At 61.4% G+C, this 11,129-nt stretch carries 11 protein-coding genes; 4 read left to right on the top strand and 7 right to left on the bottom strand.

The genetic code is table 11. The features are described 5' to 3' along the window. Positions 1-339 precede the first annotated feature (339 nt). Positions 340-1,401: a DNA polymerase IV gene (gene dinB, locus ACODSJ_RS18710; RefSeq protein WP_489103145.1), complete on the top strand. Its 1,062-nt coding sequence runs from the start codon at positions 340-342 to the stop codon at positions 1,399-1,401. 81 nt (positions 1,402-1,482) lie between these two features. On the opposite strand, the gene ACODSJ_RS18705 is transcribed toward dinB, so the two are convergent. The 4 genes from ACODSJ_RS18705 to ACODSJ_RS18690 all read right to left on the bottom strand — a co-directional run bounded on the left by ACODSJ_RS18705 (position 1,483) and on the right by ACODSJ_RS18690 (position 6,276). Continuing rightward, positions 1,483-2,436, bottom strand: a complete 954-nt coding sequence (locus ACODSJ_RS18705; RefSeq protein WP_489103144.1) for a hypothetical protein — start codon at positions 2,434-2,436, stop codon at positions 1,483-1,485. Between the two features lie 17 nt (positions 2,437-2,453). Further along, positions 2,454-4,169 (bottom strand): proline--tRNA ligase, encoded by a 1,716-nt coding sequence (locus ACODSJ_RS18700; RefSeq protein WP_489103143.1) that lies wholly within the window; start codon positions 4,167-4,169, stop codon positions 2,454-2,456. 129 nt (positions 4,170-4,298) lie between these two features. Beyond that, positions 4,299-5,870, bottom strand: coding sequence for an AmpG family muropeptide MFS transporter (locus tag ACODSJ_RS18695; protein ID WP_489103142.1), 1,572 nt, complete (start codon positions 5,868-5,870; stop codon positions 4,299-4,301). Between the two features lie 43 nt (positions 5,871-5,913). Then, a complete protein-coding gene (locus ACODSJ_RS18690; protein ID WP_489103149.1) occupies positions 5,914-6,276 on the bottom strand; it encodes an MGMT family protein in 363 nt (120 codons plus the stop codon). Between the two features lie 147 nt (positions 6,277-6,423). Here ACODSJ_RS18690 and ACODSJ_RS18685 point away from each other — a divergent pair, with 147 nt between their 5' ends. Further along, entirely contained in the window at positions 6,424-7,431 is a 1,008-nt protein-coding gene (locus tag ACODSJ_RS18685; RefSeq protein WP_489103141.1) for a DUF481 domain-containing protein, read from the top strand. A gap of 192 nt (positions 7,432-7,623) precedes the next feature. On the opposite strand, the gene ACODSJ_RS18680 is transcribed toward ACODSJ_RS18685, so the two are convergent. Continuing rightward, positions 7,624-7,833 carry a cold-shock protein gene (locus tag ACODSJ_RS18680; protein WP_002554837.1) on the bottom strand — a complete coding sequence of 70 codons (210 nt, stop codon included), beginning with the start codon at positions 7,831-7,833 and terminating at the stop codon, positions 7,624-7,626. Between the two features lie 351 nt (positions 7,834-8,184). Between ACODSJ_RS18680 and dcd the strand changes: the two genes are divergently transcribed. Beyond that, complete coding sequence (gene dcd, locus ACODSJ_RS18675; protein ID WP_017126297.1) at positions 8,185-8,751, top strand: dCTP deaminase; 567 nt, start codon at positions 8,185-8,187, stop codon at positions 8,749-8,751. A gap of 100 nt (positions 8,752-8,851) precedes the next feature. Continuing rightward, positions 8,852-9,058 carry a hypothetical protein gene (locus tag ACODSJ_RS18670; protein WP_072387785.1) on the top strand — a complete coding sequence of 69 codons (207 nt, stop codon included), beginning with the start codon at positions 8,852-8,854 and terminating at the stop codon, positions 9,056-9,058. A 162-nt stretch (positions 9,059-9,220) separates the two neighbouring features. Here ACODSJ_RS18670 and ACODSJ_RS18665 read toward each other — a convergent pair whose 3' ends face one another. Continuing rightward, positions 9,221-9,985 carry an ABC transporter ATP-binding protein gene (locus tag ACODSJ_RS18665; RefSeq protein ID WP_489103140.1) on the bottom strand — a complete coding sequence of 255 codons (765 nt, stop codon included), beginning with the start codon at positions 9,983-9,985 and terminating at the stop codon, positions 9,221-9,223. A gap of 13 nt (positions 9,986-9,998) precedes the next feature. Next, the gene (locus ACODSJ_RS18660) at positions 9,999-11,117 is read right to left on the bottom strand and encodes a succinylglutamate desuccinylase/aspartoacylase family protein (protein WP_489103139.1); all 1,119 of its coding nucleotides are present in this window, start codon (positions 11,115-11,117) and stop codon (positions 9,999-10,001) included. Positions 11,118-11,129 lie beyond the last annotated feature (12 nt).

Genomic DNA, 11,129 nt, shown 5'->3' with positions numbered 1-11,129 from the left:
ACCGACGACCTTCGGGTTATGAGCCCGACGAGCTACCAGGCTGCTCCATCCCGCGTCTGTGAGGTGGCATTCTACAGAGGATCGCGAGACTGTCAACCCCAGGGCAAGAAAAACCTGTTCAGCTTCAAGTGCTTAGCCTGAAGCCGGGACGTTGTGATGGCGCTGTGAAGCAAGCAGGGCAAGGGTTTGCGCTCTATTGGACGAGGCGCGACGATTGAAGAAATAAATTCTTCGTAGGCTTTTTTCCTCATCATTGAAGGATCTTTCAAACTACTGGTGCTATATACAGGTGCGGGTGAGATACTGGCGACCCGATCTGCCGCGCATGCCGCTTTTCCCATGACACAACGCAAGATCATCCACGTCGACTGTGACTGCTTCTACGCCGCTATCGAGATGCGCGATGACCCGCGGTTGGCCGGTAAGCCCCTCGCGGTGGGAGGCTCGGCGGACCGACGCGGTGTGGTTGCCACCTGTAACTACGAAGCACGGGCCTACGGGGTGCGCTCGGCCATGTCCTCCGGCCACGCCTTGAAGCTCTGTCCGGACCTGACCATCGTGCGGCCGCGAATGGACGCCTATCGGGAAGCTTCGAAGGAAATTCATACGATTTTCAGCGATTACACCGATTTGATTGAACCGCTGTCGCTGGACGAGGCCTACCTGGACGTTTCCGCCAGCGCTCATTTTGGTGGCAGCGCCACCCGCATCGCCCAGGATATCCGCCGGCGCGTGTCCAACCAGCTGCATATCACGGTGTCTGCCGGCGTCGCGCCGAACAAGTTCCTGGCCAAGATTGCCAGCGACTGGAAAAAGCCCAACGGCTTGTTCGTCATCACGCCGGACCAGGTCGAGGATTTTGTCGCAGCCCTGTCGGTGAGCAAGCTCCATGGCGTCGGCAAAGTCACCGCCGACAAGTTGAATCGGCTTGGCATTGGCGATTGCCTGCAATTGCGCGAGTGGGACAAGCTGGCGTTGGTGCGCGAATTCGGCAGTTTCGGTGAGCGGCTCTGGAGCCTGGCCCGCGGGATCGACGAGCGCCTGGTGCATAACGATAGCCGGCGACAGTCCATCAGCGTGGAAAACACCTACGACGTCGACTTGCCCGACCTGGCGAGCTGCCTCGAAAAACTGCCGGAGTTGATGCAAACCCTGAGTGGGCGCATGGCGCGGATCGACAGCAGTTATCGACCCGGCAAGCCGTTTGTCAAAGTGAAATTCCATGACTTCACCCAGACCACGCTGGAGCAGGCCGGGGCAGGGCGGGACTTGGGCAGTTACCAGTTGTTATTGACCCAGGCATTCAACCGGGGCGCAAAGCCGGTGCGGTTGCTGGGGATAGGTGTACGGCTGGAGGATCTGCGCGGTGGGTTCGAGCAGTTGGAGTTGTTTGAGCGGTGAGGCTGCTGTTGGTCGCGAGGACATCCTGTGGGAGCAACTTTGCTCCCACAAGCCTTGTTCCACACAGTATTCTGGGGGGGCTCAGTGAGCGCCAGGATCCGCCACTAACCGCCCGCCATCCTTGGTCAGCGCCTTCATGAACTCGGCTTGCAGCTCCGGGTCATTGCGGGTCAGTTCGATCAGGCTCTGTTCCAGCTCGCTGGCTTCTTCTTCCAGCCCCAGTTGCGACAGGCGCTTGACCCGGTGGACCCACTGGCTCACTTCGTCGTCTTCCAGGTCGTCGTAGATCAGGGTGTGGGCTTCCACCAGCTTGCTGCGCAAGGTGCTGCTGATACTCAGGGACGAGTCGGTGTGCACCTCGTCCTGGGCGTCCGTCACGCTGATCTGCAATTTGCCGAACTGGCTCAGGTCCTGCTCGGCGAACGGGCTCTCCAGCAGGTTCAGGCGTAACACGCCATTGCGATCGGTGCTCAGCTCGAATGTCTGCCGTGCGGCCTTGACCTCTACCGGGCGCTCACTCCAGGGCAGGCTCGAGTGTTCCGTGCGCTTGTCGCGCTGGACCTCGTCAATGCCTGCCAGGTTCTGCTGGGCGCGACCGTGAGAGGGCGCGTTCATGAACGGGTTGAGCCCGGCGACGCCGTAGCTGAGCCAGTCACGGGTCATGCTGTCCGGCAGGTTGCCGAGGGCGAACACGTTAGCCACGTTCGCGCCGACGCCGGCCACCACGGCCACCGCGCCGAGCGGGATCTCGTAGAGTTCCCGCCAGGGTTGGTAAGGTGTGTAGCGATCGTAATGACGGGTGACTTCGAACTCGGTGACCTCGAAGGTCTTCTGTTCGTTGATCCGTACCCGACGTTGCGGCAAGTCGAGCACCTTGGGTTCACCCACGTCGATCTGCAGGCTATGGTCGATCAGTTTGCGCTCGACCCGCTCTTCGTGCTCGCTGCGCTGCGACATGTGGTTGGCACAGCCGCTGACCAGCAGGGCGCCGCACAGCGCGGCGCCCCCGAGGCCTAAGGTGTTTCGCTTGAACATGACGTCTCTATCTGGTGTCAGCGGCGGATACGGGCCTGGAGGAAAGACAGCACATCGGCAACCGGCAGCGCTTGCGGCTCGGCCTCGGTGCGGCTCTTGTATTCCAGATTGCCTTCGGCCAGGCCACGGTCACTGACGACGATCCGATGCGGGATGCCGATCAGCTCCATGTCGGCGAACTTGATGCCCGGGCTGGTTTTCTTGTCGCGGTCGTCGAGCAGCACTTCGAAGCCGGCGGCCGTCAGTTCGGCGTAGAGCTTGTCGGTTGCTTCGCGAACCAGGTCGGTTTCGTAGCGCAGCGGTACCAGGGCGATCTGGAACGGCGCCAGGGTGTCGCTCCAGATAATGCCTTTCTCGTCGTTGTTCTGCTCGATGGCGGCCGCTACCACGCGGGAGACGCCAATGCCGTAGCAGCCCATTTCCAGGGTGACCGGCTTGCCGCTCTCGCCCAGCACTTCGCATTTCATCGCCTTGCTGTACTTGTTGCCCAGCTGGAAGATGTGCCCGACTTCGATGCCGCGCTTGATTTCCAGGACGCCCTTGCCGTCCGGGCTCGGGTCGCCGGCCACGACGTTGCGCAGGTCCGCGATGGTCGGGACCGGCAGGTCGCGCTCCCAGTTCACGCCGAAGTAGTGCTTGTCGTCGATGTTGGCACCGATGGCGAAGTCGCTCATCAGCGCTACCGAGCGGTCGATGATGATCGGCAACGGCAGGTTCAGCGGGCCGAGGGAACCGGCGCCGGCGCCAATGGCGTCGCGCAGTTCGGCATCGGAGGCCATGACCAGCGGGCTGGCAACGCCTGGCTGGTTGGCGGCCTTGATTTCGTTCAGTTCATGATCGCCGCGTACGATCAGGGCGATCAGCTTGCCCGCTTCCTCGGCGTGGACGATCAGGGTCTTGATGGTGCGTTCGATCGGCAGGTCGTAGCCTTCCACCAGTTGGGCGATGGTCTTGGCGTTCGGGGTGTCGACCAGGCGCAAGGCTTCGGTCGGCGCCGGACGGGAGGTTTCCCGTGGCACGGCTTCGGCTTTCTCGATGTTCGCGGCGTAGTCGGAGCCGTTGCTGAAGACAATGTCGTCTTCGCCGGATTCGGCCAGTACGTGGAACTCGTGGGACCCAGCACCGCCGATGGAGCCGTTGTCGGCTTCGACCGGGCGGAATTTCAGGCCCAGGCGCGTGAACACGTTGCAGTACGCCTCGTGCATGCGGTCGTAGGTCACCTGCAGCGACGCCAGGTCGGCGTGGAACGAGTAGGCATCCTTCATGATGAATTCGCGACCGCGCATCAGGCCGAAGCGTGGACGGATCTCATCACGGAACTTGGTCTGGATCTGATACAGGTTGATGGGCAACTGCTTGTAGCTGCTCAGCTCGTTGCGCATCAGGTCGGTGATCACTTCTTCGTGGGTCGGGCCGGCGCAGAAATCACGACCATGGCGGTCCTTGATGCGCAGCAGCTCCGGGCCATACTCTTCCCAGCGCCCCGACTCCTGCCACAACTCGGCTGGCTGGGTGCCCGGCATCAACACTTCCAGGCAGCCAGCGGCATTCATTTCCTCGCGTACGATGGCTTCCACCTTGCGCATCACTCGCAAGCCCATCGGCAGCCAGGTGTACAGGCCCGAGGCGAGTTTGCGGATCATGCCGGCACGCAGCATCAGCTGGTGGCTGATCACGACGGCGTCGGAAGGCGTTTCTTTGAGTGTGGCGAGCAAAAATTGACTGGTGCGCATGGTTGGCCGTTGTCGGTTGCTGATGACGGGAAGTGACGGAGCATTGTACGGGCGAGATGCCCCGGCGTACAGGCGCGTGGCCCGTGGTCGGACGCAAGCGCCGGTTTCGTCGAGGTTTTCTGACGTTTCCTACGAGGTTTCCTGTGTTTCTTCTGCGGGCCGGGTCGGCGTCGTTTCCGTAGCGACGGTCGAGCCCTTGCGGCGATTTTCCTGATACCAGTGCAGGGCGATCAGGATCAGGGTCGGGACGCCGAGCAACGCGGTGATCAGGAAGAAGTTGTGGTAGCCGAATTTCTCCACCATGACCCCGGAATAGCCCCCGATCAAGCGGGGAAGCAGCAGCATGATCGAGCTGAGCAGGGCGTACTGGGTGGCGGAGAACTTCAGGTTGGTCAGACTCGACAGGTAGGCGACGAAGGCCGAGGTGGCCAGGCCGGAGCTGAAGTTGTCCAGGGAGATGGTGACGATCAGCATCTTCAGGTTGGCGCCCATGTCGGCCAGCATCAGGAACAGGATGTTGGTGGCAGCCGAGGCGACGCCGCCGATGAACAGGATCGGCAGGATGCCGAAGCGCACGATCAGCAGACCGCCCATGCCGGCGCCGACGAGAGTCATGATCAACCCGAAAATCTTGCTGATGCTGGCGATCTGGTCCTTGGTGAAACCCTGGTCGATGTAGAACACGTTGGCCATGACGCCCATGACCGTGTCGGACATCCGATAGGTTGCGATCAGCCCGAGCAGCAGCAGGGCCTGCCAGCGGTAACGCAGGATGAAGTCGTTGACGGGGGTCAGCACCGGTGCCAGTCCGCGCCGGCCCATGCCCGACAGGCACAGGGCGGTCAGCAGGATGTACAGGATGGCCCGCAGGAAGGCGCGGTCTTCGAGTAGCAGGTCAAGCAGGCTGACGCCTTCGAACAGGACGCTGGCGAAGTCGGTGTAATAGAGCTGGGTGAACATGGCCGGCACGGAGACCAGCAGCACGATAAGCACGAACACCGACGCCAGTTGGTGGACGAACTTATAGCGTCCGGCCTGCAGTTGGGTGCGCAACGGCACCGGCGGTTCGCGCATGAACAGCGAGGTCAGCAGCGCCGGGACCATCAGCACCCCGAACAGCAGGTACGTTCCGGTCCAGGCCGAGTGTTTATAGTTGAAGCCCGTGGAGCCGAACCCTTCGGCGAAGAACAGCGCGCCGGCCGTGGCCAGTAGCGCGGCGACGCGATAGCCGGACATGTAGCTGGCAGCGAGGGCAGCCTGGCGGGTGTTATCGACGATTTCCAGGCGGTAGGCGTCGACGGCGATGTCCTGGGTGGCCGAGGCAAAGGCCACGATCACGGCGATGGCGATCAACCAGGACAGGTGTTTTTGTGGGTCGCAGAAGCCCATCCCGACCAGGCCGAGGATCACCAGGGCCTGGGACAGCACCAGCCATGAACGGCGCCGTCCCAGTTTGCCCAGCAGGGGCAGGCGCCATTGGTCGAGCAGCGGCGACCAGACCCATTTAAAGGCGTAGGCCAGGCCGATCAGGCTCGCGTAGCCGATGGTTTCGCGGGCCACGCCGGCCTCACGCAACCAGACCGAAAGCGTGGAGAACACCAGCATGTACGGCAAGCCGGCGGCGAAGCCAAGCAGCAACAGCACGAGCGTCGAGGGACTGGCATAGGCGGCGAGGGCGGCGCGCCAGGTTTTACGGGGCATGGGCTGGAGTCTGCCTCAAAATTGCGAAAACAAAGCGCGCACTCTAACCGCTGTGCTCTACCGGGCGCCAGCCATGGCGCTGAATATCAACACGATTATTCAGGACACTGATTCCTTCCAGGCGCAGGCGTGCGCGCTGCTCGTCCCCCGAAACGCTTCCGGCAGGCAGGCTGATCCGACCGCCGGCAGCCAGGACCCGGTGCCAGGGCAGCTTGGTATCGTCGGGTAGCTGGCTGAGGGTCCGCCCGACCCAGCGCGCCGCGCGGCCCAGTCCGGCCATTTCGGCGAGTTGTCCATAGGTCACGACCTTGCCGGCGGGCACTTGCGCCAGGGTCAGGTAGAGCGTGGTGCGGCGGATCTGGGCGGCGCTCTCGGCGTCCGCAGGCGGCTGGGTCACATCGAAGATTCCTGGAAAAAGGACCGTCTGTAGATTAATGGCTGACCGGCTGGTTGAGAAATGAACTCATTCGAAATGCTCGGGTCAGTCGTTGCTCAGGTGTCGTCCTAGGATAATGCCGTCTTTTCACCGCAAACTTGAGCTCTTTGTACGCTTATGTTGTCCAGAACCCTGCTGTGCCTCGCCATTACCGGCGCCTCCATGCCCTTGCTTGCCGATACCGTCTGGTTGAAGAACGGTGACAAGCTCAGCGGCAAGATTACCGTGTTCGATGGCGGCAAGCTGCTGATCCAGACCGAATACGCTGGCGCGATTCCCGTCGACTGGAAACAGGTCAAGACCCTGGAAAGCGATCAGCAGCTGCTGGTCAAGCAGGACGCCTATACCGGCGAAAAAGCCAAGGCGTTGCACGCGGCCGAGGAGGGCAAGGTGACCCTCGCCAATGGCGATGCGCCCAAGACCGTCGAGCTGGCCAGTATCCAGCAGATCCTCAAGCCCAAGCCGGTGGTCGAGGACCTGGTCTGGAAAGGCAATGTCGACGCAGCGCTGGATTACCGGCGGGCGGAAAAAGACACCGACGATTATGACGTCGACTTCAAGACCTCGGCGCGTCATGGCCGCTGGCGGCACACCGCCGAGGGCGAATACAACCGTGAATTCCAGGACGATGTGGTGTCGACCGACAACTGGCGGCTGGAATATTCCCTCGATCGTTTCATCACCGACAAATGGTTCTGGCAGGGCCGTTTGAACTACAAGCGCGACAAGGTCGAAGACCTGGCCCGCCAGCGGGTGGTAGGGACCGGTCCTGGCTATCAGTTCTGGGATGATGAGTTGGGGGCGTTCTCGCTGGGTTCGCTGTTGAACCACACCGACTACGAATACCGCGATGGAGGCAAGGATAACTTCTATTCGGTGGCAGTGAAGTGGGACTACAACCGTTACCTGGTGGGCAAGCGGGTCGAGTTCTTTACCAGTGGCGAGGTGGGCAAGCCGCTGTCCGGCGTGGCGGAGTACGCCTACGACACTGAAATGGGGCTGCGCTACAAGGTGACCGACTGGGCATCGCTCAACCTCAAGGCCGAGAAAGATGTCATCGAAGGGAGCGAGGACAGCGACTTGAGCAAGACGCGCTATACGGCGGGGTTTGGGGTGACCTGGTAATTTCCCGCAAATTACAAGCCCTGTGGGAGCGGGCTTGCTCGCGAAAGCGGTGGGTCAGCAGTGTAAGGGTTGGCTGACACACCGCTTTCGCGAGCAAGCCCCACCGGATTGTTTTTGTGTGCTGGCAAAAATTGACAGGCACAAAAAAGCCCCGCTGTTGAGGGCGGGGCTTTTTACTAAAGCAAGGACAAGTTAGATAACTTGAACTTCTTCAGCTTGCATGCCTTTCTGACCGCGGGTAGCGATGAAAGAAACCTGTTGGCCTTCTTTCAGGCTTTTGAAGCCGTCGGATTGGATAGCTTTGAAGTGAACGAACAGGTCGTCACCGGATTGTGGAGTGATGAAGCCGAAGCCTTTTTCATCGTTGAACCACTTAACGGTACCGGTTTGGCGATTAGACATGGTGTAACTCCTTGAACAAAGATAACTGCGACTCAGGAAGAACCCTGGCCGAGACTGAGTGCAAAGAGCAGGAAAAATTCTTGTAGACGGTTGGATCGAAATTCAACATATCGTGTAGAGATTCTCAGTGACACAAGCAGCACAGTGGCGCCACCTTAACCCTTTTTCCAGAACGTGCCAATGGTCTTTGCGAAGGTTTCTCTTTTTTGGTGACTGACGGCGCAGGCACTGGCCGGCGGGACCGTAAACCATGGCGGATCGCTGAGATTTGCGTCCCGCGCTTTGAACCCGGACCCGCGCCCGGTAAGATGCCGGACGTATTTTTTCCACCTCGCATTCAGGAAACCCGCCATGAGCATCAAATCGGACAAGTGGATTCGCCGCATGGCGCAAGAGCACGGCATGATCGAGCCCTTCGTCGAGCGCCAGATGCGTGGCGAAGGCGCCGACCGGCTGATCTCCTTCGGCGTATCGAGCTACGGCTACGACGTGCGTTGCGCCGACGAGTTCAAGGTGTTCACCAACATCAACTCGGCCACCGTCGACCCGAAGAATTTCGATGAAAAGAGCTTCGTCGACATCAAGAGCGATGTTTGCATCATTCCGCCGAACTCCTTCGCCCTGGCCCGTACCGTCGAGTACTTCCGCATCCCGCGCAACGTGCTGACCATCTGCCTGGGCAAAAGCACTTATGCCCGTTGCGGCATCATCGTCAACGTCACGCCGCTGGAGCCGGAATGGGAAGGCCACGTGACCCTGGAGTTCTCCAACACCACCACCCTGCCGGCGAAGATCTATGCCAACGAAGGTGTGGCACAGATGTTGTTCCTGGAATCCGACGAAGAGTGCGAAGTGTCCTACAAGGATCGCGGCGGCAAATACCAGGGCCAGCGCGGCGTGACCCTGCCACGCACCTGATTCTGACGAGCAGTGGGAATTCCTGGGCGGGCCTATACTCTATTGGGGTACCGCCCGCTCCTTGCGCCAGCGCAAAGGGCCTTCGCTCAGGAGTTGCTCCATGAAGATCGATCCGCGAATCAGTGCCGAACTGGCAAGGCTTGAGCCCAACCAGATCGGCGTCCTCGCCTGGTCCCTGCTGGCCCACCCCGTCGAAGCGGCGGGCGGCATCCCTGGCCAGCCTGATCCCGATACCCCGAACGAACAACCCACCGAACCTGGCGAGCCGACCCTGCCGGACGAACCGCCACCTGCGCCGGTTGCGTGAGGTTAGCTTGCGGTTTCACCTGACAGCAGGCAAACCCCTGGGGTCACGGAATTCATGTGGGAGCAAAGCTTGCTCGTGAAGCGGGCACCTCGATTACTGAAAAACAGCGTCGCACCCATCGCAGGCAAGCCTTGCTCCCACAGGATCCTTTCGCCGCAAGGCTTATTTCAAGTTACCACTGAGGAACTGCTTGAGCCGCTCGCTCCGAGGGTTGCCTAGCACGTCTTCCGGCGGGCCTTCTTCTTCCACCAGGCCCTGATGCAGGAACAGCACCTGGTTGGAGACTTTGCGGGCGAAGCTCATTTCATGGGTCACCATGATCATGGTCCGGCCTTCCTCGGCCAGGCCCTGGATCACCTTCAGGACTTCACCCACCAGTTCCGGGTCCAGAGCCGAGGTCGGTTCGTCGAACAGCATCACCTCTGGCTCCATCGCCAATGCCCGGGCAATGGCCACGCGTTGTTGCTGGCCGCCGGAAAGGAACGCTGGGTATTGCCCGGCCACCCGTGCCGGCAGGCCGACCTTGTCGAGGTAGCGGTGGGCGCGGTCTTCGGCTTCCTGCTTGCTGATTCCCAGCACCCGGCGCGGCGCCATGGTGATGTTTTCCAGCACGCTCATGTGGCTCCACAGGTTGAAGTGCTGGAACACCATGGCCAGGCGGGTGCGGATACGTTGCAACTCGTCGGCGTCGGCCACGTGCATGCCGTGGCGGTCCTTGATCATCTGGATCGCCCGGCCGTCCAGGCTCATGGTGCCGTCGTTGGGTTGTTCCAGGAAGTTGATGCAGCGCAGGAAGGTACTCTTGCCCGAGCCGCTGGCACCGATGAGGCTGATGACGTCGCCGGTCTTGGCCTTGAGCGACACGCCCTTGAGCACCTCCTGGTCGCCATAGCTTTTGTGCAGGCCTTCGATGGTCAGTTTGTACATGGAGCATGGATCCTCAAGGCGAAAGTAGGTAGCCGCTGCGGTAGGCTTCGGTTCCGGCTACATGGGCGATCACCATGCCGGCCGTGGCCATGCGGCGCAGCGAACGGGCATACATGAGCCCGGCGTTACGGCAATGAACGGGGGTGACGGTATCGTTGACCGGGTCGATGACCTCTGCGATCAGTTGCCCCGCCTCCAGGTATTCGCCGGGCAGGGCGCTGTAGACCAGCAACCCGCCCACGGGCGTGGCCACCGGCTCGACGGCGGCCAGCGGCGTGGCGGGATACGGCAGGTCGGGCATCGGCACGGGCTCGCCGTCGATGGCACCGAAACGGATCAGGTACTCGATCAGGGCCTGGCAGTCGAGGCTCGCCAACCCATGGTTGACGTCGCCCTGGCCGCGCAATTCCACGGTGACCGAGAAGCTGCCCATGGGGATCTCGAACCGATCGCCGAAGCGTTCCTTGAGTTGCCACCAGAGCAGGGTGAAGCATTCATCGAACGACTGGCCGCCCGAATCGGTGGCCAGCAGGCAGGCTTCGGCACCGATGTAGCGGGCCAGCGGCTCGACCTGCGGCCAGGCTTCGGGCGTGGTGTAGAGATGAGCCACGGCTTCGAAGTCGCAATGCAGGTCCAGCACCATGTCGGCGTCGCATGCCAGCCGTTGCAGGACCAGGCGCAGCGATTGTAGTTGCGTGCCCGGGTTCTGCCGGGCGAGGGCGTCGCGCAGGCTGGTGCGGATCAGCATCAGGTTGTGCTGTGGGTCGTCAGTGAGCAGGCCTTCGATTTCGTTGCCGATCTCTTCGCTCAGGTCGATGAACCGACGGTTGAAGTTCTGCCCGCTCTCCAGTTCGTAGCGGCCCAGGGGCACGTCCATCAACACTTGTTCGAGGCCGACGGGGTTGGCCACCGGCACGAGGACGATTTCGTGGCGCAGGTGGCCGGACGCCTCCAGCTCGGCCAGGCGTTGCTTGAGGTGCCAGGCCACCAGCATGCCGGGCAATTCATCGGCGTGCAGGGACGACTGGATGTAGATTTTTCCTACGGCTTGTTCCGGGCCGAAGTGAAAGCTGTGGACCTTGCGTGCGGTCCCCGGTACCGGGGCCAGCAAGTCATGGATCTGGTGGCGCATGTGCGTGGGTGT

Source organism: Pseudomonas sp. FG6, assembly GCF_057809015.1.
The sequence above is the reverse complement of the archived record's forward strand: the minus strand, read 5'-3'. Positions and strand labels throughout refer to the sequence as shown.